The following is a 22,794-nucleotide window of genomic DNA, read 5'->3' on the forward strand; positions in this document are numbered from 1 at the left end:
GACGCGTCCTGCAAAACTTTTTGACCCCGCCCCCCCCCCCCCCCCCCCCGCACACTCGACGCATGCGCACATCCTCCATCCACACAAGCATGATGAATCACCCGTGGCATACGCCGAAAGGCGTGGCACGGGGAATGTGTGCGTACGAGCAATCCGGGTAGTCCAGTCTGTCCTTACGCAAATCACACAGCCCCGCCGGCATCGACGGGGCTTTTGTTTTTTGTGGTGGCAGCGCCCCGTCCGTCGGCTCCCGATATTGGAGAACACGATGGATTTCGCTTCACAGCAGGCCGATCAGGACGACGCCTTCGGTACTCTCGCGCACGACGGCGCGCTGCCGGCCCTGTCGATCCACTTTGCCTTGCCCGCGACTGGGACGTTCACCTGGCGCGTGCGCGCCGACAGCACGCTGCGCGTCTACGGCGCGCGCATCTGGCTCACGCGTGCGCGCTCGCCCTACGACCATTGGCTGGATCCCGGCGAAATGCTGCGCGTCTACCGCGGTGAACGTCTCTGGATCAGCGCCGACGGCAGGACCGGGGGCATCGCCGCACGTGTGACGCTCACCTGTGCGTGGCAGCCGCCGTTTGCATCGCTACGGCGCGCCGTCGCGCGTTGCGTCAGCCGGTTGGCGTTGCTCACGGTGCGCCTCGCGCGTTAGCTGTTGCGGCCAGCGCTGCCATCGAGGGCGCCGAGCACAGGCAGGCACCGCTTCAAACCTGCCACCCCGCCCTGACCGAGCAAGCATGCAAAAAGCCGGACGCGCCGCGTCCGGCTTTCGTGAATCGACCCAAGCTCAGAACTTGTGCCGCAGGCCCAGATTGAACATGGTCTGCGTCGCCGTTCCGTTGTAGCCGTACGAGCCGATCGACGCCTCGGCCGGCATCGAGCCGCCCGTGCCATCGCCTTGTTCGCCGCTCGCGTGCTGCCAGCCCGCGGTCATATAGACATCGGTGCGCTTCGAGAGGCTGTAATCGGCACCGATCGACACCTGATGGTAATTCGCGCTCGCGTCGCCATTGGCGTGCGTGTAGGTGTAGCCGAGGCCGAGCAGAAGCACCGGGCTCAGTTGGTAGTTCACGAAGCCCTGGCCCGTGTTGTACTTCTCGGTGCTGCGGAATACCGAACTCGCATCCGGTGCGTATTGGGAATTGCTGTAGCCGAGGCCGAGCGTGAACTGCCCGAGCGAGTATTGCGCCGCCGCGCGCGCGATGGAAAGTGAGTGAGCGCTCGCATAGCCGCTGTTGATGGGACCGTCGAAGGTGCCATCCGACGTGCTGCTCCAGCCGGTCGAGCGAATGCCGATGCCGGCCTGGCTGTTGGCCGCGTAGAAGTAGCCGCCCGCCAGCGAGATCGGCCCGTTGTTGTAGGCGACGGCCGCCGAGTACGACTGCTCGGAGCCCGTGGAGCCCGCGATGCCGCCGAACGAATACATGGCGGCGGCCTGCAGGCCGTTCCAGACCGGCGTGGTGTACTTGACCGCGTTGTTGACGCGGAAGCTGTTGTCGTAATTGTCGACGTCGCCGGGCGTCGCGAAGACCGAGCCGAGGTAGTTGTCCTCGGTGATGCCCTGCACGAGATCGATCAGCGGGTCGTATTGGCGTCCGAGCGTGAGCGAGCCGTACTGCTCCGCGGTCAGCCCGACGTAGGCCTGGCGGCCGAATAGCCGGCCGCCCTGGGCCGATGAGCCCGTCGACGGATTAAAGCCGCTTTCCAGCTGGAAGATGGCCTTGAGCCCGCCGCCCAGGTCTTCAGCGCCTTTCAGGCCCCAGCGCGAGCCCGAGAGATTGCCGTCGCTGCTGTTGCCGAGCGCCCAGAGATTTTTATTGCCGTTCGCGTGGTTGACGTAGGTGATGGAGGTATCGATGGTGCCGTACAGCGTGACACTGGTCTGTGCATGCGCCGCGCCGGCAGCACCGAGCGCGACTAACGAAAGCGAAGTCAGGGCGAGTCTCTTCACGTCATTCTCCTGGCGCAGTCGAACTTCCGCAGTCAAACAGCACGTGACCGAATCAGCCTACCTCCACGGCCCGACGAAGTAAAAGAATTAAAAAGTGTGTATCGAATTGGTAACAGCGGTTTCGGAAAGGGTCGCGCGCGGCCGTCAATCATTCCATCACACCGTGAAGCAATCGAAACCCAAGGCCCGTTGCGGCGCCTGCGTCCGCGTCCTTGGCGCCTGAGATTCAGCGGGTTTGCACGGCTTGCGCCTCCATTCCTCAGATAAAAGCATGGGTGCCACAAAGTAAAATCCGGGCTTGCGCTTTTGCTTCTCTTTTGCGCATTCATCCGGTCCCCTTTGCGGCTTGTCCGCGATTGGTTTGCGGTTTCGTCTGACGTTTCTTCCGAGACCCGGTCAACCGCTGGACCTCTCCGCGCGTTTGCTGCTTTACCAGTCATTTACCAAACGCTTACGTTTTGGCCGGCCGTGAAGGCCAGCCGCCATGGCCGCCGCTGCGCCCCTTTGCGCTGCGTGCCGCCCCCGGCCGCGCAGCCGCCGGACCCACGTGACCAACAACATTCGATGCCGCCCCAAGGGACGCCCGCCACGGCGCCAGAGCGACATCCGGGAATCGCCAGGCCAACCCATGCTTGAATTGCCCTCTTCGCGCACTGCGCGCGCCGCCGCTGTGGCGTTGCGCCGCCGAGTGCGCGCCTTGCGCCTGCAGCGCTTCGTCGCACCGGCCCTCGCCATCGGCATCTGCGCGCTCTTGCTGCTGGTGTTTCAGCACCTCTCGCGCTCCGTCGACTACCGCTCCGTGATCCGCCAGCTCTGGCATCTGAGCCCCGCGCAATGGACAGGTGCGCTCGGCGCCACCGCCGTCAGCTTCGTCGCGCTCGTCGGGCGCGACGCCGTCGGCGTGCGCTACCTCGGCGCGCGCGTCTCGCGCGGCGCACTATGGGTGGGCGCCATCGCCGGCTCGGCGCTCGGCAACGTCACGGGCTTCGGCGCGCTCACGGGCGGCGCCGTGCGTTGCCGCGTCTACGGCAGCGCGGGCGTCACCGCCGCGCAGATCGGCCGCATGACCGTGTTCACGAGCGTCACGCTCGCGCTCGCCCTCGCGCTCATGACCGCGCTCGGCATGGTGGGCGCCGCCGATACGCTCTCGGGCCTGCTGCACCTTTCGCCCACGGCGCTGCGCTGGATCGGCGGCGTCGTGCTCGCGCTCGGCGCCGCGCTCGTCGCGGCCTGCCCCGGCGAGGCGCGCGAGATCGAGCCGTTCAAGCGCGCCTGGCTGCGCTTCGCGGTGCCCGCGCGGCGCGACCTCGTCGCGCAATTGCTGCTCGCGGCGCTCGATGTGGCCGGCGCCGGCCTCGCGCTCTGGTCGGTGATGCCGCACCCGCACATCGGTTTCGCCGACTTCCTCACCGTTTACACCGCCGCCATGCTGCTCGGCCTGATCGGCCATACGCCCGGCGGCATCGGCGTATTCGAGGCGGCGATGGTGTTCGCGCTCGGCTCGAGCGTGCCGGCCCCCAAGGTGTTCGCCGCGCTGCTCGCCTATCGCGCGATCTATTTCGGCGCGCCGCTCGCGCTCTCGGCCGCGCTGCTCGCCGTCTTCGAAGGCCGCGCGCTCAAGAATCCGCTCAACACGAACTTCGCGCGACGCGGCGTCGATGGCGTCACGCAGCTCGCGCCGCTGTTTCTCGCCATCGTCACCTTCGTGACCGGCAGCATGCTCGTGATCTCGGGCGCCACGCCCGCGTTCACCCATCGCATCGAGCTGCTGCAAAACTTCATCCCGCTCTGGGTGCTCGAAAGCTCGCAACTGCTCGGCAGCCTGTTCGGCGTGCTGCTGCTGTTCGTCGCGCGCGGCCTGTTGCGCCGCCTCGACGCCGCCTGGTGGCTCGCCCTCGCGCTCGCCGTGGCCAACCTCGCGCTCTCGCTCACCAAGGGCCTCGCGTTCGTCGAAGCGGGCGTGCTGTGCGTGCTGATCGCGCTGCTGCTCGCCACGCGCCGCCGCTTCAATCGTCATTCGTCGCTGTTCGCCGAGCCCTTCACGCCCGCGTGGCTCGCCTCGGTCGGCTGCGTGATCGCGCTCGCCGTGTGGGTGCTGTTCTTCGCGTTCCGCGACGTCGAATACTCGCAGCATCTGTGGTGGCAATTCGCGTTCGACGAACGCGCGCCGCGCGCGCTGCGCGCAACGCTCGGCGCCGGCGTGTTCGCGGCGGCGCTCGCGTCGTACCAGTTGTTGCGTCCGGCCGCGGGCCGCTTCGTGATCCCCGCGAGCGAAGATCTGGCCGAAGCCGCGCGCATCGTGCGCGCGCAGGAGCGCAGCGATGCGGGCCTCGCGCTCATGGGCGACAAGAGCTTCCTGTTCTCGTCGTCGCGCAACGCGTTCCTCATGTACGCGAAGCGCGGACGCACGTGGGCCGCGCTGCACGACCCCGTGGGCCCGCGCGACGAATGGCCCGCGCTGATCCGCGAATTCGTCTCGCTCGCGCACGCGCACAGCGGCCGCGCCGCGTTCTATCAGGTGCGCGCCGACGCCCTGCCGCTCTATCTCGACGCCGGCCTCACGCTGATGAAGCTCGGCGAGGAAGCGCGCGTGATGCTCCAGGAGTTCGATCTCAAGGGCCCGCAGCGCGCGCATCTGCGCTATGCGCTCAAGCGCGGCGAACGCGACGGCTTCACCTTCGAGCACATCGACCCGGCGCAGATGACCGACCGCCTGCCGGTGCTGCGCTCGATCTCCGACGCGTGGCTCGAAGAGCGCGACGTGCGCGAGAAGAGCTTCTCGGTGGCCGCCTTCGACGACGACTATCTCGCCGCGCAGCACGTGCTGCTCGTGCGCCAGAACGATACGCCGCTCGCCTTCGTCACCTTCATGACGACGGACCTGAACACCGATGCGACGGTCGGCGTCATGCGCCATCTGCCTGGCGCCTCGCCCTATGCGATGGAGTATCTGTTCACGCAACTCGCGCTGCATCTGAAGGCCGCGGGCTATCAATCGCTTTCGCTCGGCATGGCGCCGCTCGCGGGCATGGGGCCGACGCCGCTCGCGTCGTCGTGGCACCGCCTCGCCGGGCTGATCTGGCGCTTCGGCGGCAAGTTCTACAACTTCCGTGGGCTGCGCGGCTTCAAGAACAAATTCGCGCCGCGCTGGGAGCCGCGTTATCTGGCCGCGTCGGGCTCGATCAGCGTCTTCATCACCCTCGCGGACCTTTCGTTGCTGGCAGGAGGCTGGCGCTCATGATTCTTCGTACTCTCTCGCTGCCGCGCCGTGCCGGCGTCGCGGCGGGCGCCGCCTTGCTCGCGCTCTGCGCGGTTCAGGCTCACGCAAACCAGTCGCCCCAAACGTCCCAGCCGCACGTTACGGCGCCTTCGCCTGCCGCGCCTGCGCACGTCGCGGGCGGCCGCTACGGCGACGTTGCCGTGACGAAGCCGGCCGGCGCGATGCGCGGCTTCGCCGTGCTGTTCTCGGCGGGCGCGCACTGGAACGCCGCCGATCAGACGCGCGCCGACGCCCTCGCGCAACACGGCGCGCTGGTCGTGGGCGTGGATACGGCGCGCTACGCGGCCAATCTCGCCGCGGTAAAGAACGAGACCTGCCACAAGCTCTACAGCGACGCCGAAGCCCTCAGTCATCAGATCGAACGCCAGCAGGCGTCGAACCAGTACTTCGCGCCGATCGCGATCGGCAGCGGCGAAGGCGCGCTCATCGCGCAGCGCATGCTCTCGCAAGCGCCTGCGAACACGATGGCGGGCGCCGTGTCGCTCGATCCTGCCGCGAAGCTCGATGCGCGCTTCGCCCCCTGCCCCGCCGACCCGACGCTCTCGCGCGGCAAGGGCTTGCCGGGTTTCTTCGAGCAAGGCGTGACGACGGTTGCTAGCGCAACCAAACCGGCATCGACCGCAACCACCGACGCGACACCGCGAACGTTTGCCGCCAACGTCGCCGACGCGGACAAGCTCGTCGCGCTCACCGCGCCGCATCTGCGCGTGCAAATGGAAAGCGAGGAAGACGTCTCGGATCTGCCGCTCGTCGAGCTGCCCGCCGCGCATCCGACCGACATGCTCGCGGTGGTGATTTCCGGCGACGGCGGCTGGCGCGACCTCGACAAGACGATCGCGGAAGCGCTGCAAAAGCAGGGTATTTCGGTGATCGGCTGGGATGCGCTGCGCTACTTCTGGAGCGAGAAGACGCCTGCGCAGACGAGTCACGATCTCGCACGCGTGCTCAACACCTATGCCGCGCGCTGGCACGCGAAGCACATCGCGCTCGTGGGCTACTCGTTCGGCGCGGACGTGATGCCGTTCGCCTACAACCGTCTGCCCGATGCGCTGCGCGAGAAAGTGTCGTACATGTCGCTGCTCGGCTTCGCGCCCGACGCCGATTTCCAGGTCCGTGTAACGGGCTGGCTCGGCATGCCCGCGAGCGACAAGGCGCTGCAGGTGCGTCCGGAACTCGCGAAGGTGCCGCCGGCAATCGTCCAATGCGTCTATGGCGCCGATGAAAAAGACACGCTGTGCCCGGCGCTCGCGAACACCGGCATCGAGCTCGTGAAGACGAACGGCAGCCATCACTTCGACGGCGACTATAACGCGCTCGCGGCGAAGATCATCGCGGGGTGGAAGAAGGAGATTGCGGCGCGGGGGTGAGGCGAGATCGATAGACAAAATACAGACGAAAAAAACGCCGGCTAAAAGCCGGCGTCCTTAAAACCAAAACAACTTGCCTGACCTGGGCGCTCAAGCCTCCACGGCCGCCACCTTCGCGTCTTCTTCCTGCTCCACCGACGAGCGGATCAGGTAGTCGAACGCGCCGAGCGAAGCCTTCGCGCCTTCGCCCACGGCAATCACGATCTGCTTGAACGGCACGGTCGTCACGTCGCCCGCGGCGAACACGCCCGGCACCGAAGTCTGGCCCTTCGCGTCCACTTCGATCTCGCCGTGCTTCGAGAGCGCAATCGTGCCCTTGAGGAATTCGGTATTCGGCACGAGACCGATCTGCACGAACACGCCTTCGAGCTCCACGTGATGCTTCTCGCCCGTGGTGCGCTCCAGATACGCGAGGCCCGTGACCTTCTGGCCGTCGCCGCTGATTTCCGTGGTCTGCGCGTTCACGTGCACCGTGACGTTCGGCAGGCTGCGCAGCTTACGTTGCAGCACTTCGTCGGCACGCAGTTGCGCGCCGAATTCGAGCAGCGTCACGTGGCTCACGATGCCCGCGAGGTCGATGGCCGCCTCGACGCCCGAGTTGCCGCCGCCGATCACGGCGACGCGCTTGCCCTTGAAGAGCGGGCCGTCACAGTGCGGGCAATACGCCACGCCCTTGTTGCGGTATTCCTGCTCGCCCGGCACGTCCACGTTGCGCCAGCGCGCACCCGTGGCCAGCACCACGCTCTTTGCGCGCAGCGTCGCGCCGCTTGCCGTGCGCACCTCGAAGCCGTTGCCCACGGCCGTGAGCGCATCGGCGCGCTGCAGGTTCATGATGTCGACGTCATAGGCGCGCACGTGCTGCTCGAGCGCCGTCGCGAACTTCGGCCCTTCCGTTTCCTGCACCGAGACGAAGTTCTCGATCGACATCGTATCGAGCACCTGGCCGCCGAAGCGCTCGGCGAGCACGCCCGTGCGGATGCCCTTGCGCGCCGCATAGATCGCAGCCGCGGCGCCTGCGGGGCCGCCGCCGACGATCAGCATGTCGAACACGTCCTTCTGGTTCAGCTTCTCGGCGGCACGCGCCGACGCGCCGGTGTCGAGCTTCGCGAGAATTTCCTCGACGCCCATGCGGCCCTGGCCGAACACTTCGCCATTCAGGAAGATCGTCGGCACGGCCATGATCTTGCGCTTCTCGACTTCGTCCTGGAACAGCGCACCATCAATCGTGACGATCTGCACGTTCGGGTTGAGCGCGGCCATCGCGTTGATCGACTGCACGACTTCCGGGCAGTTCTGGCACGACAGCGACATATAGACTTCGAACGCGAACACGCCGTCGAGCGCCTTCACCTGTTCGATCGTGTCGCTTTCGAGCTTGACCGGGTGGCCGCCCACCTGCAGCAGCGCGAGCACGAGCGACGTGAATTCATGGCCCATCGGAATACCCGCGAACGTCACCTTGACGTCAGCGTTCGCGCGCTTGATCTCGAACGAAGGGGTACGCGCGTCGCCAATAGCGGCGCCACGGCGTTCTTCGAGCGTGATGCGATCCGAGAGCGATGCGATGTCCTGCAGCAGTTGCTGTAGTTCTTGCGACTTCTCGCCGTCGTCCAGGTAGGCGACGATCTCGATCGACTGCGTGACTTTTTCGAGGTAGCTTTTCAGTTGGGTCTTGAGATTTGCGTCGAGCATGGCGTGTTCCGGCGGAGAAGAAGCAGGGGAATCCTAAGTAATGCCCGCTGTTACGAAAGCCTTTTGGGCCTTGCAGCAAGGCTTCCGGGCCGCAAGCCGCGAGGGCGCGGCCCGGAGGTACAGCTCAGTGGGACTTCAGCGTCATGCGATCAGGGCGATCGCATTCAAACCACGACGCTTAGATCTTGCCGACGAGGTCGAGCGACGGCTTGAGCGTTTCTGCGCCCGGCGTCCACTTGGCGGGGCACACTTCGCCCGGGTGAGCCGCAACGTACTGGGCAGCCTGAACCTTGCGCAGCAGTTCCTTGGCGTCACGGCCGATGCCATTGTCGTGGATTTCGCACAGCTTGATCTCGCCTTGCGGGTTGATCACGAACGTGCCGCGCAGTGCCAGGCCTTCTTCTTCGATCATCACGTCGAAGTTACGCGTGATCGCGCCAGTCGGGTCGCCGACGAGCGGGTACTTGATCTTGGCGATCGTGTCCGAGGTGTCGTGCCATGCCTTGTGCGTGAAGTGCGTATCGGTCGAAACACCGTAGATTTCAACGCCCAGCTTCTGGAATTCCGCGTATTGGTCAGCCAGGTCGCCGAGTTCGGTCGGGCACACGAAAGTGAAGTCGGCCGGGTAGAACACGACCACCGACCACTTGCCCTTGAAGTTTTCTTCAGAGACCGGAACGAACTTGCCATTGTGGAATGCGGTGGCCTTGAACGGCTTGACTTGCGTGTTGATGAGAGACATCAGTTGTTTCCTCGCTCTGGGTTGGAAAAGGTATGGACGTAGGTTACGGGAACCACGACCATTTGAAAAATTGATTACGTTGATCGCCGAAATAAACTATGTCTATCGGACCTCATAGGCATCCTTCATAGGCCCCCACCGGCGATCCTGGACGGCGCTTCGAAGCCCGCCAGCCCGGCGTCCCGCGTCCGCGTCAAGCGGCCCGAACAATCCTCGGGGCGGTGAGCATACAACGAAATTGCGACATTACGCCTCATGCGCTCGATACGGCCGGCCGCATCTCGCCCAAACCTGCTGTGATTACGAGCCGCCCACGAGGTTCCGTCGACCGAGGCAATCCGCCCACGTGGCGCCGCCGCGGCGACGATTATTTAGATGCGGGTGCAACAGCCAAAACTCAAGGCTTGCGCACATGCCCGCAGACCATCCGCATCAAAGCGCGCCGCCACGCGCCGTCGCCGCACGAGAAAGCAGACGTTCGCGCAGAAATTGCGTGAACGCGCGTATGGTCACGGAAGCTTCACGATGCTGCGGATACAGCGCATGGAGCGCATGGGCCGGCGGAATGAACGGCTCGAGCACTTCGACGAGCAGCCCCGCATCGACCGATCCCGCCACGATGAAATCCGGCAGATAGCAGATGCCAAGGCCCGCCACGGCCGCATCGCGCAGCACCTCGCCGTTGTTGGCCCGCAGCGGCCCGTGCACCTCGAACGGCGTACGTACCCCGTCGACGACGAATTCCCACGGCGCGCGCCCCTCCTGTCCATATGGCAGGCAGGCGTGCTGCGCCAGATCGGCGGGCATTTGCGGCGCGCGGTGGCGGCGCCGGTAGCCGGGGCTGCAGCAGGCGATCATGTGCACGTCCGCGAGCTTCTGGGCGATCAGCGTGGAGTCGGCGAGCCGCCCGATGCGCAGCGCCATGTCGAAGCCCTCGCCGATCACGTCGACGTTGCGGTCGCTCAGGTCCATATCGAAATGCACGTCGGGGTGCGCGCGCAGGAATTCGGCCACGAGCGGCGAGAGATGGGCCATGCCGAACGACATCGGCGCGCTCACCTTGAGCAGGCCGCGCGGCTCCGAGCGGCGCGCCGACATGGCCTGCTCGGTGTCGGCGACGTCGGCGAGGATGCGCTTCGCGCGCTCGTAAAACTCCTGGCCCAGATCCGTCACCGCCAGCTTGCGCGTGTTGCGCACGAGCAGGCGCGCGCCGAGATCCGCTTCGAGCGCGGCCACGCGGCGGCTCACGAACTGCTTCGAGAGCCGCAGGCGGTTTGCCGCGGCCGTGAAACTGCCCGCATCCACGGTGTTCACGAAGATGCGCATGTCGTCGAGCTGCATGGTTATTGTCCACTTTTACATGACAGTGAGTCGTATTCTACGGCGTTACGCATCACACTGGTTGACCTAAACTGACGTTCATCGCAACCGGATATCGGAACACACGGAGAAACGAACATGATCGAACTTCGCAAGGCAGATCAACGCGGCCGCGCCGAACACGGCTGGCTCAGCTCGCGCCACACGTTTTCGTTCGCCAACTACTACGATCCGCAGCAGATCGGCTTCTCGGACCTGCTCGTGATCAACGACGACCGCGTCGCCCCGGCGCGCGGCTTCGGCAAGCACCCGCACCGCGACATGGAAATCTTCTCGTACGTGCTGGAAGGCGGCCTGGAGCACAAGGACTCGATGGGCACCGGCTCGGTGATCGTCCCCGGCGACGTGCAACTGATGAGCGCCGGCACGGGCGTCGCGCACAGCGAGTTCAACCACTCGGCCGAACAGCCGGTGCATTTCCTGCAGATCTGGATTGCGCCGAACGTGAAGGGCGCGCAGCCGCGCTATCAGCAGAAGAACATCCCGGACGCGGAAAAGCGCGGCCAGCTGCGCCTGATCCTCTCGCCGGACGGCGCCGCCGACTCGCTCGAACTGCGCCAGGACGCGCGGGTCTACGCCGGCCGCTTCGATGGCGCGGAGAGCGCGAAGATCGCGATCGGCGCGGACCGTTACGCCTATGTGCACGTGGCGCGCGGCAGCGTGAAGGTCAACGGCGTGGAGCTGGGCGAAGGCGACGGCGCGCGCATCCGCACGGAGCGCGAGCTGAGCTTCACCGACGGACACGATGCCGAGGTATTGGTGTTCGATCTGCGTAATATCGAGGTGTCGGAGCTTTGGTCGTAACCGGGGCCCTGGCGTCCGTCTTTCGTTCGACGGGCGCCGGCGGCCCGGCGCGGTCCCGCACACTCCAGAAACAAGCGGGCCGCACTGCCGACAGATGCAATAAAACCAACAAACTGCAGCAACGTATTGGAGAAATAACATGCGATACAACCTCTTCGGCCAGGGCAACGACGTCGCCCTGCTCGTCTCCCGCATCTTGCTGGCCACGCTGTTCGTGATGTTCGGCTGGTCCAAGCTCACCGGATTTTCCGGCACCGTCGAATACATGGCGCACGTGGGCGCACCCGCGCCCATGCTCTCGGCGATCATCGCCGTCGTCATGGAATTCGTGGTGGGCATTCTGATCGTCCTCGGCTTCTTTACGCGTCCGCTCGCCGTGCTGCTCGCGATCTATACCATCGGCACCGCGCTCATCGGCCACCGCTTCTGGACCATGACCGGCATGGACCAGATGGCCAACATGATCAACTTCTACAAGAACGTCAGCATCGCGGGCGGCCTGATCGCACTCGCCGTGGCGGGTCCGGGCAAGTTCTCGATCGACAGGAAGTAACGCAGGCGCGCCATCAAGGCGCAGTGCGGAAAAGCGCGATGGCCTTCGAGGCGTCGCGCTTTTTGGCGTCTCTTTGGCGTCCTTTTGTGTGTCGCTTCGCGCCGCGCCGGGCGGTTCGCGAAGCAGGATCTGTGACGTACGGCCTATGCCATATGTCCGAATTTACTTCGGCGCATGCGCATGCGAGGATCGATCCGGATCCGTACACGGCTCGTGCGTGATTGGCACGCCGTTCGCGCCCGATAGCGCGGCGCGTGAGCAACCCATCAGACAGAGCCAGCACAAAAGGAAACACCCATGCAAGACCGCCCAGGCGTGAACCGGGAGCGCGCGCAGCGCATCCTGGCACGCGAGCGCGACGCCTTTGTCGCCGCGCGCCCGAAATCGCAAGCCCTCTCCACGCAAGCCGCGCAGCATCTGCTGTTCGGCGTGCCGCTGCACTGGATGAACGACTGGTCCACGCCGTTCTCGCTCTACGTGGATGCCGCGCGCGGCGCGGCCTTCACCGACGTGGACGGGCATCGCTATGTCGACTTCTGTCTCGGCGACACGGGCGCGATGTTCGGCCACGCGCCGCCCGCCGTCGCGCAGGCGCTCGCCCACCAGGCGCAGCGCGGCTTCACGACCATGCTGCCGGGCGAGGACGCAGTGGCGGTGGGCGCGGCGCTCGCGCAACGCTTCGGCCTGCCGTACTGGCAGTTCGCAATGACCGCGAGCGATGCGAACCGCTTCGCGCTGCGCTGGGCGCGCGCGGCCACCGGGCGCGACACGATCGTCGTGTTCAACGGCTGCTACCACGGCACCGTGGACGACGTGTTCGTGGATCTCGTCGATGGCCGGCCCACGCAGCGCGCGAGCCTGCTCGGCCAGGTGCACGACCTGCTGCCACATACGCGCGTGGTGGAGTTCAACGACCTCGACGCGCTCGCCCGCGCGCTCGCCGATGGCCAGGTGGCCTGCGTGCTCGCCGAGCCCGCCATGACCAACGTGGGCATGGTGCTGCCCGAGCCCGGCTTCTGGCGCGAGGCGCAGGCACTCATGAAGCGCCACGGCACGCTGCTTTTGATCGACGAAACCCACACGATCAGCAGCGGCCCGCGCGGCTACGCGCGCGAGCACGGCATCGAACCCGACCTGTTCGTGCTCGGCAAGCCCGTGGGCGGCGGCGTGCCGTGCGCCGTGTATGGCTTTTCCGCCGAACTCGCGGCGCGCGCGCAACAGGCGAAGCTCGACGCGCCGCCGGGCCATTCTGGCATCGGCACGACGCTCACGGCGAACGCGCTCTCGATGAGCGCGATGCGCGCGACGCTCGACGCAGTCATGACCGAGGCGGCCTATGCGCATATGTTCGCGCTCGCTGGGCGTCTCGCGCAGGGCCTCACGGCTACGATCGCGCGCCATGCGTTGCCGTGGTGCGTGACGCGCGTGGGCGCGCGCAGCGAATTCCAGTTCTGCGCCACGCCGCCACGTAATGGCAGCGAAGCGCGCGCCGCGATGGACGACGAACTTGAGCACGTCATCCACCTGTATCTGCTCAACCGCGGCGTGCTCATCACGCCATTCCACAACATGATGCTCGTGTGCCCCGAGACGACCGAAGCCGAGGTCGAGCGCCTGATCGGCGCGTTCGGCGCCTGCCTCGACGAGTTGTGCGCGTAGCGGGACAAATAGCGGGCGATGGCGGGCGAATAGCGGACAAAGCACGGCGTACAAAGGCGGCACGCGGACTTGATATGCTTGACGGCTCGCGCCCGCCTTGGCCGCCTGCTTTCGAATTCGCTTTCAACTCTGCTTCAACCGATCACAGCCGATGCACGATCCGCAAGAAAACCTGTTCGCCTATCTCTCTTCGCTACAGCAGTCCGCGCTGAGCGCGCTCAAGCTCCTGCCGCTCAAGAGCCGCGCCGCGCAGGGGGCGCTGATGGCGCTGCGCGCCGTCTGCGGCGCGGGGCTCTCCTATAGCATCGGCCGCGCGCTGCATACCGAGCAAGCGTTCTGGGCGGCGATCACAGCCATCGCCGTCACGCAGCACGATTACGCCGATACGCTCTCGCAGTCGCGCGACCAGTTCATCGGCGCGATCGCGGGCGGCATCGTGGGCTTCGCGGCGGCCACACTCGGGCCGGAGAACACGGCCGCGTATCTCGTGGCGGTGGCCGTCGTGATCGTCGCATGCTGGTGCCTGCGTGTGAGCACCGCGGCGCGGCTTGGCGCGATCACCACCACCATCGTGCTGCTCGTGCCCACTCACGGCCCCGTGTGGGACGTGGCGCTTTTCCGGGTGGCGGAGGTGGCGATCGGCATGGCTTGCGCGCTGCCCGTGTGCTGGTTGTTTTCGTATTTCGAGCGGCGCTGGCTGCATGTTTGAGGCGATCAATGGGGGCAAGAATGTGCGCTATCATCGTATCCCGTACGCGCTTCGAATGACCGCTACCCGACGAGAGACTTCCGTGAGACCTTCCGCCGCCCTGAATGCGCATCGCTCTGAAATTCGCGAAATCGTGAAGGCCAACAAGGCGATGAATCCGCGCGTGTTCGGCTCGGTCGCGCACGGCGACGACAAGGACGGCAGCGACCTGGACATTCTGGTCGACCCGACGCCGGAAACGTCGTTGCTCGATATTGGCATCATTCAGGACACCTTGGTCCAGTTGCTCGGCGTGGAGGTCGACGTGCTGACTCCCAAGGCCTTGCCCGAATCCTTTCGTGCGACGGTTATTGCCGAAGCGAAGCCCGTATGAGTCGAGACAAGCTCCACCTCCCCGACTACCTGCAACACATTCTCGACGCCATCGGTCGTATTGAACGGCCCTACGCCCTGTCGCTCCCAACCCCCACGAAATAATCCATCTCCCCACGCTGCGCAATAAATGGCGCATTAGCGGCGATAATCAGGGCCGCCGTGCAAACGATGCTTCCACAGGCCACCCGCCTGAGCTAGCGCATCGGAGGGTGCGGCCAGTGCGCGCGGTCGGTGCTCAAACGGTGCCAAACGCCCCGCGGACGCGAAAAACATGCGAAACTCGTCGCCCCGCGCCCGGCCCTGCCTGGGGCCCGCTCAGGCCCCGTTTGGGACCCACGATAGGCGCACGAAACGCATCGCACCTGAACCGCACGTCCATGAACACGAACCGTCAATCCGTCGCCGCCACCTCGAACGCTTCCTCGCGCAAGTCCATCTCGCTCCTGCAGATGCTCGCGCTGATCGCCTTCGGCGGCATCGCGGTCTCGCTGCTGCTCAGACAGTTCGTCTGAGCGCCGCGCCGCGCGCCCGCTCTAGCCCGTTTTCGCTTATGTACAAGAAAGGCGTCGCCCTCGAAATCCAGTTCTCACCCGAGCGCCTGAACGACGGCGCAGGCGATCCCTACTGGATCGACCTCACGGCAGAAGAAGCCGCCGCGCTGCTCGACACGCTGCAAACCAAGCTCGCCGCGCGCGAGACCACCTCGGCGCCGCTCGTCGTGGCGCTCGACACGCCGCGCGAATCATCGGCTAATGCCAGCACCGCGCCCGGCGCCGCTGCAAGCCCGGCACCGTCCACCTCCGTCGACAACGGCCTCAAGCAATGGGTCTGCGTGATCTGCGGCTGGGTGTACGACGAAGCAGCCGGCGCCCCCGACGATGGCCTCGCCCCCGGCACGCGCTGGGCCGACGTGCCCGACGACTGGCGCTGCCCGCTCTGCGACGTGGGCAAGGAAGATTTCGCGCTGGTCGAGTTCTGACGCACCGGTCTCGCACGAGCGCCGCGCCCATGCGCGCACACTGCATGCGCTAGCACGTTCACGTCGCATCGCGCCCGTGCCGCTCGTAGAACAGCGCAAATAGTTCAGACTGCGAACTAACGCCGAGTTTCGCATAAATGTGCTTCTTGTGCGCGCGCACGGTCTCGAACGAGATTTCGAGCCGCTCGGCAATCGCGCGCGTCGAAAAGCCGGAAAGGCTCTGGCGCACCACCTCGATCTCGCGCGCCGTGAGCGGCGAGCGGCCGCTTTGCCGCGCCACCGCTTCGAAGCGGCTCGCGTAGTCCGCGTCGCGGGCGGAAGGCCCGGCCTCGCTCGTCACAATCGCTTCGGACTGCGGCACACCCGCCAGCACGTCGGCCGCGTCCGGCGCCGCGAGCGGCTCATGGGGCAGCCGCTGCCGCATCAGCGCCATCACCCACGGCGCGAACATCGCGAACGTCGCAATATCGCGCTCGGTGTAATGGTGCTTTGCGCCCAGCGAGAAAATCAGCGTGCGGCGCGCGTCGAGCGGATGATTGAACTGCACTTCGTCGCCGATGATGTTGCTCTTGAAATAGCGCTGGTAGTAGTCCGTCATGCGGAAGTTGTCGGGCGCGACTTCGGCAAGCGTGACGAGCCCCGCGCGCGGCTTTTCGCACGCGTTGATGTAGAACGGATCGAGCTGGTACATCCCCTCCAGATACGCGCGGAACAGCAGATCCACGGTGCCGTCGGGCATCGGCGACTCGGCGCACACGAGCGGCGCGCGATCGCGTATGAAGACGAGCGCCACCCAGTTGTCGAAGGCGACGAACCGCTCGATCACGCGCGTCATGCGGGTCCAGAAGTCGGGGCCGTCGAGGGCGTCGATGAGCGTCGCGATATGGTGATGGAATGCGCGGTCCTGCCAGTCGGGTTCCATGGTGCCTCCGGTCAGGGTAACCCTGCAGGGTAATTTCCGGACAAAAATAACGTGGTGATAATAGCCGCTCCTGACGCTCGCGCGGCCAAAAATCCAGCCAGATCGCCCGCGAGCCCGAAACATCGAAGTACAACGGACCGGCGCAACGCGTCGCGGAACCGGAGCAAGGAGACAGGCATGCAACTCGAACTCGCGCAGATCCCCATCGTCGACGGCGTCGTCGCGCCCAATCTGGCGCGCACGCTCGACGCCATCGGCCAGCGCCGCGCGGGCACCGACCTGATGGTGTTCCCCGAAGCCACGCTCACCGGTTTTCCCACGCGCGAGAACGTGCGCGACGTGGCCGAGACGCTCTCCGGCCCCTCGCTTTCCGCCGTGCGCGACGCCGCGCGCCACGCCAACATGGCCGTGGCCGTGGGACTCGCCGAGCGCGACGGCGAGCGCTTCTACAACACGACGGTCCTCGTCGACGAGCGCGGCGAGATTGCGCTGCGCTATCGCAAGACGCACCTGTGGGCCACCGACGTCGGTGTCTTCACGGCCGGCGACCGCTTCGAGGTCTGCGAATTCAAGGGCATGACTGTCGGCATGCTGATCTGCTACGACATCGAGTTTCCCGAAGGCGCGCGTGCGCTCGGCATGCTCGGCGCCGAGATGCTGGTCGTCACCAACGGCAACATGGATCCGTTCGGTCCCGTGCACCGCCGCGCCATTGTCGCGCGCGCGATGGAGAACCAGATGTTCGCGGCGCTCGTGAACCGCACCGGCGACGGCGACGACAACCTCACGTTCCCCGGCGAATCCGCGCTGATCAGCCCGTTCGGCGACGTGCTGGCCGAGCTCAGGAACGAAGACGCGGTGCTGCCCGTCACGGCTGACCGCGCGCTGCTCGCGCAAAGCCGCGAGCACTACAGCTATCTGCACGATGCGCGCGTCGCGCTGAATCTAGCCGATGAAAACGACGCGCAAGGGCGCCGCTCGCTCAAGATCCGCGAGCGCGCAACCCGCTAATTGCGCGACGCAGCCCCGGCCACCCCGCCGGAGCGGGCTGCACTCGCGCTCATAACAACAAACGATCGACGCTCACGAGGCGCGCTGCCCCCGCGTTTGGAACCGGACCGCACGCTCGCGCGCGGACTTCGCACGGCCACGCCACAAGGCGGGCGTTGCCAATCCGCGCAGACCCAACCCGCAGCACTCAGGAGACAACTGCATCATGAAGCCTTCCTCAACGCCGGCCGAACGCGGCACGAACGGTACAAGCGCGACAAGCAGCTCGCGCGAACCGCATCTCAAACGCACGCTCGGCTTGCCTTCGGTGCTGCTGTTCGGCCTCGCCTACATGGCGCCGCTGATCGTCTACGGCACTTACGGCGTGCTCGCCGGCGCGAGCCAGGACACCGCCGCGCTCGCCTATCTCATCGCGCTCATCGCGATCGTGTTCACGGCGCTCAGCTACGGCAAGCTCGCGCGCCTGTTCCCCGTGGCAGGCTCCGCCTACACCTACACGCGCAAGAGCTTCAACGCGCACATGGGCTTCATGATCGGCTGGGCCACGCTGCTCGACTACTTCTTCCTGCCGATGGTGATCTGGCTGATCGGCGCGGCCTATCTCGGCGCGGCGTTCCCGCACGTGCCCGCGTGGATCTGGATCATCGCGTTCATCGTGCTCACGAGCGGACTGAACATCATCGGCATCGAGCTGGCCGCGCGCTTCAACATCGTCCTGATGATCGTGCAGCTCGGCATCACCGCGATGTTCGTCGTGCTGTGCCTGCACTATGCCGAAGCAGCAGCCGGCCCCGGCGGCCTCATCACGGCGCAGCCGTTCTTCCAGCCGCACGTGCCGCTCTCGGCCACGATGGCCGGCGCCGCTATCGCCGCGTATTCGTATCTCGGCTTCGACGCCGTTTCCACGCTCACCGAAGAAACCATCGAGCCGGAAAAGAACATCCCGCGCGCCATCGTGCTGATCGCGCTGGTGGGCGGCGCGATCTTCGTGATCGCCGCGTACACGCTGCAGCTCGCGCATCCGGGCGCCGTGTTCAAGGACCCCGATTCGGCCGCGTTCGAAATCGCGCGCAAAGTGGGCGGCGACATCTTCGTGACGATCTTCCTCGCCGGCCTGATCCTCGCGCAGTTCGCCTCCGGCATCTCGGCGCAAGCGAGCGTGGGACGCCTGCTCTACGCGATGGGCCGCGACGAAGTGCTGCCCAAGTCGATCTTCGGCTATATCCACCCGCGTTTCCGCACGCCCGCGATCAACATTGCGATCGCCGGTATCGTCGGCCTGATCGCGCTGAAGCTCGACGTGGCCACGTCCACTTCGTTCATCAACTTCGGCGCGTTCCTCGCGTTCACCTCGGTGAACCTCTGCGTGATCCGCCAATACTTCAATGGCGCGGCCGGCACGCGCGGCTTCGGCTTCGTGGGCGGCCTCGTGTTCCCGCTCATCGGCGCCGTCACCGACATCTGGCTGCTGTGCAGTCTCGAGAAAACCGCGATCGTGCTCGGCGTGATCTGGTTCGTGCTCGGCCTCGCGTATCTCGGCTGGATCACGCGCTGCTTCCGCCGCGCGCCGCCCGAAATGGCCGTGTAAAACGCGCTACGCGTACCGGCATTCGCTCGCGCAGCGCGCGAGTGGAGCGAGCGGCAAATCGAAACAGGCTTTCGCAATACGCGAAAGCCTGTTTTTTTTCGTGGATCGCGCGAAGCCTGACCGGCCGTGCCTGACCGGCCGTGCCTGACCGGCCGTGCCTGACCAGGCGCGCCATTGCGCGATTGCGGGGTCGGGGTGAAACAAGCGTTCGGTCACGCGCACCCGAACCGAACTACAATGCATGCCGTCCTCCGTTTTGCCGGCCCATTCGCCGGCTCGCCAGTACGCACCATGCCCCGTTTTTCAAGAGTTGCCCCATTCCTGCTGATTCCGTTTGCCGTTGGCCTCAGCGCCTGCTCGTCGACCACGCCTGGGTTTCAGGACGACCAGTTGCTGACCAGCGCCACGAGCCCGTTCTCGCACGGCTTCAACTACGCGAGCACCGATGCCTGCGAGGCATCGCGCCGCGCGCTGCTGAGCCAGGGCTACATGACGACGATGACGCACAACGACACCGTCGACGCCACCAAGAACTTCCAGCCGACGATCGACCAGCACATCGTCGTGGAAGTGCACGTGGTCTGCACCCCCGCCGACGCGACGAACACGAGCATGGTGTACGTGAACGCCGTGCAGAACGGCTATGCGCTCAAGAAGAGCGCGACGTCGGCGAGCGTGGGGCTGTCGATTCTCGGGTCGGTCTCTTTGCCGATCCATTCGAACAGCGACGAAATGGTCAAGGTCTCGAGCGAGACGATTCAGTCGGACGCGTTCTACAAGCGCTTCTTCGATCTCGTGGGGCGCTATCTGAATACGGTCGCGCGCAGCCAGCCCGTGCCGGGCAGCGGCGATATCAAGTCCACGCCGCTGCCGTTGCCGCCACCGCTGGAGCCGGACCCGGCGCTGATGAACACGGCCGCCCCGGGTGCTTCCGCCGCACCTGCGGCAGCCGCTGCGGCCACTGGGGTGGCAGTGCTGCACACCACTGTGGCACCCGCGACGCCCGTGCAAGGTACGCAAGCGGCGGTGCCCGCTGCCGCGGCTAGCGGCGTGCACGCAGTCTTCCCTGCGTCGCCCGCCTCGGAGGCGACGCTGCTCACGCCGGTCTTGCCGGCGCCGGCTGCATCGGCACCCGCAGCGGCGATGAGCCCGGCGTCGACGCCCGCCGCCGCGAGCGCGCCTGCCGAAGCCAATCGTGCCGCGCAGTCGGGTGCGGCTGCCGCGCCGGCCTCGAGCGCTACCACAACTCAAGCGGCCGCACCGGCCGCGGGCGCTTCCGCAACTCAAGCGGCTGCGCCGGCCTCGGGCGCTGCCACGACTCAAGCGGCCGCACCGGCCTCTGGCGCTGCCGCGGTTCAGGTGGCCGCGCAGCCCGCTGCGGCATCGGCTGCCGCCCCCGTCACCATTGCAGCGGCGCCCGCGAGCGTTGCGAATTCGGGCACGGGCACTTCCTCACCGGCACCCGCCGGCGGTACGCAAAACGTAGCGGCGGCCTCCGCGTCGGGAGCGGCCAACGCGCCCGCCTCGAATTCCGCACCGGCCGCAGCCGCGACGCACTAAGTAAGCGCCCACCCGCGCACACCCTCGGCAGCGCCAGCACACACGGTACGGATGCCTGCTCGGGCATCCTCTGCAAGCCCCACGAGCCGGACGCGCGGCTCGCCTAGCGCAAGCCCGCCATCATCGCGCCCATGCCCACCAGCAGGCTGCCCATCAGCCGGTTGACCGCGCGCAGGCGCCGGGGCCGCTGCAGCACATGGCGCAACCGGTGCGAGAACAGCGCCATCGACGCTACGCCGCCCGCGAACAGCAGCGCGAACGTCGCCGCCAGCGCGAGGTACTGCCGGTTCGCGCTCCAGGACGCATCCGCGCTGATGAACTGCGGAAAGAACGACGGAAAGAACAGCAAGGTCTTGGGATTGAGCCCCGAGGTGGCAAACCCGCGCCAGAACAAATCGCGCCGGGAAGTGAGCGCCTGCTCCGCAGGCTCGGCGCCGGACTCGCCCCCGAGCGTGCGGCTGCGCCATTGCTTGCAGCCGAGCCAGACGAGATAGGCCGCGCCCACCCAGCGCAGCCCGGTGAGTGAGTGCTCACTAATGAGCAACAGCGAATTCAGGCAGAGCGCCGTGAAGACGAGCTGCAGCAAAACCGCGAGCGTGCCGCCCCAGACGCAAGGCAGCGCGCGGCGCCAGCCGGCATGCAGCGCGTGGCTCATCGTGAGTACGTTGACGGGACCGGGGGTATAAACGAGGACCAGTGCGGCGGCGAGAAACGACAAATACAGCTGGAGCGGCATTTCTGGGAGTTCGGGCGAAAACGTGGTGACGGACGGCGCTTGAGGATCAAAAACCGGCAACAAAAAACCGCGCTTGAGGCGCGGTTTCAAATGCCATCTGCCCGATCGGACGTCGCTGGCTGCGTGATGAACGCGCGCAACGCCCGATGGCCGCCGCAGGGTGCAACGGAAAACCGGCTCTGACGGGTCCACCGCGGCTCGTGGCTGCGGCGGCGCACCCCAGCGCGGGGAGGTGGCCGCGTGGGTCGTGCCGGGCAAGAAGGCATGTGGAAAATATACCGGGGATGGGCCTGTAAAGGCTTCCTGTTTTCGGGTAAAAGGCCCCTCGTTGCGGATTCTTCTTCCGCTAGAATGGCCATTCCCTGTAGAGAATTCCATTCATCATGAGCACCCGCGAACGCCCGCCCAAAATGCTCGACAACCAGGACCGCAAGATCCTGCGCGCGCTCCAGCAAAACGCCCGCCTTTCCAATGCCGAGCTGGCCGAGCAGGTGGGCATGTCGACCACGGCGTGCTGGAACCGCACGCGCCAGCTCGAAGCCGACGGCTACATCGACGGCTATGTCGCGCTCGTGAACCAGCGCAAGCTGGGTTTCGCCGATATCGTGATTCTCGAAGTCACGCTTGACCGCCACGAAGACGACGCGCTCGCGCGCTTCGGCGCGGAGCTCGCGGCACTGCCCGAGGTGCTGGAGGCGTATCTCGTCTCCGGCGAATACGATTACTGGATCAAGGTGGCCGTGGACGGCACGGCGGGCTACGAGCGTTTCCTGCGCGAAAAGCTCTATCGCATTTCGAGCATCCGGCATAGCCGCTCGATGTTCGCATTGCGCTGCATGAAGGACGTGGCGTCGATGCAGGTGTGACGCACGCGGTATCGACGAGGCGGTTCGAGATGTGCGTCGCGCCGCCCTCTGCGAGCGCGGCGCGATCGGCCTTGGCTGAGCGCCCGGCTCAGTTACCGCTGCTCTTGCCTGCCGGAAGCCTGGAAATAATGAAATTCACCTCTTTGTCGTAGCCCGGATACTCCTTGGCCATCTGTTCCTTGAACTGCTGCGGCGTGAGTTTCTTGCTATAGAGCTCGTACATCCAGTTGGCGAACTCCTGCACCTGGTCATTGGTATTGATCGGCGGGCTGTGATAGTTCGGATTGGCTTTGAACGCCTTTGACAATTGGTTATTCCAGGCGAGGAATGATGGGTCGCTAGCCCAGGCAGGCGTGGAGTCGGCACCGTATGCCGCCGGACCGAGAAGACCGGCCGCCAGAGCCAGCGCTAGAAGTTTGCGATACATAATGGTTTCCCTCAGTTTGCTCGTTCATCAATGGAACGAACGCTTAGTATTCGCAACCCGGCGAGGAGCGTGCATCGGAAAAATCTGAAAAATTCGGCGGCAGCGGGGAAATTGCAGGCTACTGGCACGACGCTCAAAGGCCACGTCGCGTTGCTCGGCATGGGGCGCTGGCATCGGCTTTGAG

The 22,794-nt window shown here is 65.9% G+C and carries 21 protein-coding genes; 14 read left to right on the forward strand and 7 right to left on the reverse strand.

Annotated elements, in window-relative coordinates; all coding sequences use genetic code 11:
* Positions 1-268: 268 nt before the first annotated feature.
* A complete protein-coding gene (locus U5775_RS34175) occupies positions 269-661 on the forward strand; it encodes a DUF2917 domain-containing protein (protein WP_322062550.1) in 393 nt (130 codons plus the stop codon).
* A 135-nt stretch (positions 662-796) separates the two neighbouring features.
* Here U5775_RS34175 and U5775_RS34180 read toward each other — a convergent pair whose 3' ends face one another.
* The gene (locus U5775_RS34180) at positions 797-1,960 is read right to left on the reverse strand and encodes a porin (protein WP_322062551.1); all 1,164 of its coding nucleotides are present in this window, start codon (positions 1,958-1,960) and stop codon (positions 797-799) included.
* Between the two features lie 628 nt (positions 1,961-2,588).
* Between U5775_RS34180 and mprF the strand changes: the two genes are divergently transcribed.
* Positions 2,589-5,201, forward strand: coding sequence for a bifunctional lysylphosphatidylglycerol flippase/synthetase MprF (gene mprF, locus U5775_RS34185; RefSeq protein ID WP_322062552.1), 2,613 nt, complete (start codon positions 2,589-2,591; stop codon positions 5,199-5,201).
* A complete protein-coding gene (locus U5775_RS34190) occupies positions 5,198-6,607 on the forward strand; it encodes a virulence factor family protein (protein WP_322062553.1) in 1,410 nt (469 codons plus the stop codon). Before mprF ends, U5775_RS34190 begins: the two co-directional genes overlap by 4 nt.
* A gap of 90 nt (positions 6,608-6,697) precedes the next feature.
* Here U5775_RS34190 and ahpF read toward each other — a convergent pair whose 3' ends face one another.
* From ahpF to U5775_RS34205, 3 genes are all read right to left on the reverse strand, one after another.
* Entirely contained in the window at positions 6,698-8,299 is a 1,602-nt protein-coding gene (gene ahpF / locus U5775_RS34195; RefSeq protein ID WP_322062554.1) for an alkyl hydroperoxide reductase subunit F, read from the reverse strand.
* A 178-nt stretch (positions 8,300-8,477) separates the two neighbouring features.
* Complete coding sequence (ahpC, locus tag U5775_RS34200) at positions 8,478-9,041, reverse strand: alkyl hydroperoxide reductase subunit C (protein WP_322062555.1); 564 nt, start codon at positions 9,039-9,041, stop codon at positions 8,478-8,480.
* Positions 9,042-9,473: 432 nt separating this feature from the next.
* Positions 9,474-10,382 (reverse strand): LysR family transcriptional regulator, encoded by a 909-nt coding sequence (locus U5775_RS34205; protein ID WP_322062556.1) that lies wholly within the window; start codon positions 10,380-10,382, stop codon positions 9,474-9,476.
* A 117-nt stretch (positions 10,383-10,499) separates the two neighbouring features.
* Here U5775_RS34205 and U5775_RS34210 point away from each other — a divergent pair, with 117 nt between their 5' ends.
* The 7 genes from U5775_RS34210 (at position 10,500) to U5775_RS34240 (ending at position 15,500) form a co-directional block, all read left to right on the forward strand.
* Entirely contained in the window at positions 10,500-11,225 is a 726-nt protein-coding gene (locus U5775_RS34210; RefSeq protein WP_322062557.1) for a pirin family protein, read from the forward strand.
* A 139-nt stretch (positions 11,226-11,364) separates the two neighbouring features.
* The gene (locus U5775_RS34215) at positions 11,365-11,778 is read left to right on the forward strand and encodes a DoxX family protein (RefSeq protein ID WP_322062558.1); all 414 of its coding nucleotides are present in this window, start codon (positions 11,365-11,367) and stop codon (positions 11,776-11,778) included.
* Positions 11,779-12,075: 297 nt separating this feature from the next.
* Positions 12,076-13,437 carry an aspartate aminotransferase family protein gene (locus U5775_RS34220; RefSeq protein WP_322062559.1) on the forward strand — a complete coding sequence of 454 codons (1,362 nt, stop codon included), beginning with the start codon at positions 12,076-12,078 and terminating at the stop codon, positions 13,435-13,437.
* 151 nt (positions 13,438-13,588) lie between these two features.
* Positions 13,589-14,146, forward strand: a complete 558-nt coding sequence (locus tag U5775_RS34225) for an FUSC family protein (RefSeq protein ID WP_322062560.1) — start codon at positions 13,589-13,591, stop codon at positions 14,144-14,146.
* Positions 14,139-14,519: a nucleotidyltransferase family protein gene (locus tag U5775_RS34230; protein WP_322062561.1), complete on the forward strand. Its 381-nt coding sequence runs from the start codon at positions 14,139-14,141 to the stop codon at positions 14,517-14,519. Before U5775_RS34225 ends, U5775_RS34230 begins: the two co-directional genes overlap by 8 nt.
* A 379-nt stretch (positions 14,520-14,898) precedes the next feature.
* Positions 14,899-15,033, forward strand: coding sequence for a hypothetical protein (locus U5775_RS34235; protein ID WP_322062562.1), 135 nt, complete (start codon positions 14,899-14,901; stop codon positions 15,031-15,033).
* 38 nt (positions 15,034-15,071) lie between these two features.
* A complete protein-coding gene (locus U5775_RS34240; protein WP_322062563.1) occupies positions 15,072-15,500 on the forward strand; it encodes a rubredoxin in 429 nt (142 codons plus the stop codon).
* A gap of 58 nt (positions 15,501-15,558) precedes the next feature.
* On the opposite strand, the gene U5775_RS34245 is transcribed toward U5775_RS34240, so the two are convergent.
* Positions 15,559-16,422: a helix-turn-helix transcriptional regulator gene (locus U5775_RS34245; protein WP_322062564.1), complete on the reverse strand. Its 864-nt coding sequence runs from the start codon at positions 16,420-16,422 to the stop codon at positions 15,559-15,561.
* Between the two features lie 177 nt (positions 16,423-16,599).
* Here U5775_RS34245 and U5775_RS34250 point away from each other — a divergent pair, with 177 nt between their 5' ends.
* From U5775_RS34250 to U5775_RS34260, 3 genes are all read left to right on the forward strand, one after another.
* Positions 16,600-17,433, forward strand: coding sequence for a carbon-nitrogen hydrolase family protein (locus tag U5775_RS34250; RefSeq protein WP_322062565.1), 834 nt, complete (start codon positions 16,600-16,602; stop codon positions 17,431-17,433).
* Positions 17,434-17,638: 205 nt separating this feature from the next.
* The gene (locus U5775_RS34255; protein WP_322062566.1) at positions 17,639-19,021 is read left to right on the forward strand and encodes an APC family permease; all 1,383 of its coding nucleotides are present in this window, start codon (positions 17,639-17,641) and stop codon (positions 19,019-19,021) included.
* 291 nt (positions 19,022-19,312) lie between these two features.
* Positions 19,313-20,581, forward strand: coding sequence for a DUF2242 domain-containing protein (locus tag U5775_RS34260; protein ID WP_322062567.1), 1,269 nt, complete (start codon positions 19,313-19,315; stop codon positions 20,579-20,581).
* A 103-nt stretch (positions 20,582-20,684) separates the two neighbouring features.
* Here U5775_RS34260 and U5775_RS34265 read toward each other — a convergent pair whose 3' ends face one another.
* Entirely contained in the window at positions 20,685-21,317 is a 633-nt protein-coding gene (locus tag U5775_RS34265; RefSeq protein WP_322062568.1) for a LysE family translocator, read from the reverse strand.
* Positions 21,318-21,700: 383 nt separating this feature from the next.
* On the opposite strand from U5775_RS34265, the gene U5775_RS34270 reads away from it, so the two are divergent.
* Positions 21,701-22,183 carry an Lrp/AsnC family transcriptional regulator gene (locus U5775_RS34270; RefSeq protein ID WP_322062569.1) on the forward strand — a complete coding sequence of 161 codons (483 nt, stop codon included), beginning with the start codon at positions 21,701-21,703 and terminating at the stop codon, positions 22,181-22,183.
* Between the two features lie 88 nt (positions 22,184-22,271).
* On the opposite strand, the gene U5775_RS34275 is transcribed toward U5775_RS34270, so the two are convergent.
* A complete protein-coding gene (locus tag U5775_RS34275; RefSeq protein WP_322062570.1) occupies positions 22,272-22,610 on the reverse strand; it encodes a hypothetical protein in 339 nt (112 codons plus the stop codon).
* Positions 22,611-22,794 lie beyond the last annotated feature (184 nt).

It is taken from the genome of Paraburkholderia sp. J63 (genome assembly GCF_905220245.1).
GTDB lineage: Bacteria > Pseudomonadota > Gammaproteobacteria > Burkholderiales > Burkholderiaceae > Paraburkholderia.

Bases quoted from the DNA above. Each gene is read 5' to 3' on its own strand.
- U5775_RS34175 (WP_322062550.1), top strand. From the start codon at position 269: ATGGATTTCGCTTCACAGCAGGCCGATCAGGACGACGCCTTCGGTACT.
- mprF (WP_322062552.1), top strand. From the start codon at position 2,589: ATGCTTGAATTGCCCTCTTCGCGCACTGCGCGCGCCGCCGCTGTGGCG.
- U5775_RS34190 (WP_322062553.1), top strand. From the start codon at position 5,198: ATGATTCTTCGTACTCTCTCGCTGCCGCGCCGTGCCGGCGTCGCGGCG.
- ahpF (WP_322062554.1), bottom strand. From the start codon at position 8,299: ATGCTCGACGCAAATCTCAAGACCCAACTGAAAAGCTACCTCGAAAAA.
- ahpC (WP_322062555.1), bottom strand. From the start codon at position 9,041: ATGTCTCTCATCAACACGCAAGTCAAGCCGTTCAAGGCCACCGCATTC.
- U5775_RS34205 (WP_322062556.1), bottom strand. From the start codon at position 10,382: ATGCAGCTCGACGACATGCGCATCTTCGTGAACACCGTGGATGCGGGC.
- U5775_RS34210 (WP_322062557.1), top strand. From the start codon at position 10,500: ATGATCGAACTTCGCAAGGCAGATCAACGCGGCCGCGCCGAACACGGC.
- U5775_RS34215 (WP_322062558.1), top strand. From the start codon at position 11,365: ATGCGATACAACCTCTTCGGCCAGGGCAACGACGTCGCCCTGCTCGTC.
- U5775_RS34220 (WP_322062559.1), top strand. From the start codon at position 12,076: ATGCAAGACCGCCCAGGCGTGAACCGGGAGCGCGCGCAGCGCATCCTG.
- U5775_RS34225 (WP_322062560.1), top strand. From the start codon at position 13,589: ATGCACGATCCGCAAGAAAACCTGTTCGCCTATCTCTCTTCGCTACAG.
- U5775_RS34230 (WP_322062561.1), top strand. From the start codon at position 14,139: ATGTTTGAGGCGATCAATGGGGGCAAGAATGTGCGCTATCATCGTATC.
- U5775_RS34235 (WP_322062562.1), top strand. From the start codon at position 14,899: ATGAACACGAACCGTCAATCCGTCGCCGCCACCTCGAACGCTTCCTCG.
- U5775_RS34240 (WP_322062563.1), top strand. From the start codon at position 15,072: ATGTACAAGAAAGGCGTCGCCCTCGAAATCCAGTTCTCACCCGAGCGC.
- U5775_RS34245 (WP_322062564.1), bottom strand. From the start codon at position 16,422: ATGGAACCCGACTGGCAGGACCGCGCATTCCATCACCATATCGCGACG.
- U5775_RS34250 (WP_322062565.1), top strand. From the start codon at position 16,600: ATGCAACTCGAACTCGCGCAGATCCCCATCGTCGACGGCGTCGTCGCG.
- U5775_RS34255 (WP_322062566.1), top strand. From the start codon at position 17,639: ATGAAGCCTTCCTCAACGCCGGCCGAACGCGGCACGAACGGTACAAGC.
- U5775_RS34260 (WP_322062567.1), top strand. From the start codon at position 19,313: ATGCCCCGTTTTTCAAGAGTTGCCCCATTCCTGCTGATTCCGTTTGCC.
- U5775_RS34265 (WP_322062568.1), bottom strand. From the start codon at position 21,317: ATGCCGCTCCAGCTGTATTTGTCGTTTCTCGCCGCCGCACTGGTCCTC.
- U5775_RS34270 (WP_322062569.1), top strand. From the start codon at position 21,701: ATGAGCACCCGCGAACGCCCGCCCAAAATGCTCGACAACCAGGACCGC.
- U5775_RS34275 (WP_322062570.1), bottom strand. From the start codon at position 22,610: ATGTATCGCAAACTTCTAGCGCTGGCTCTGGCGGCCGGTCTTCTCGGT.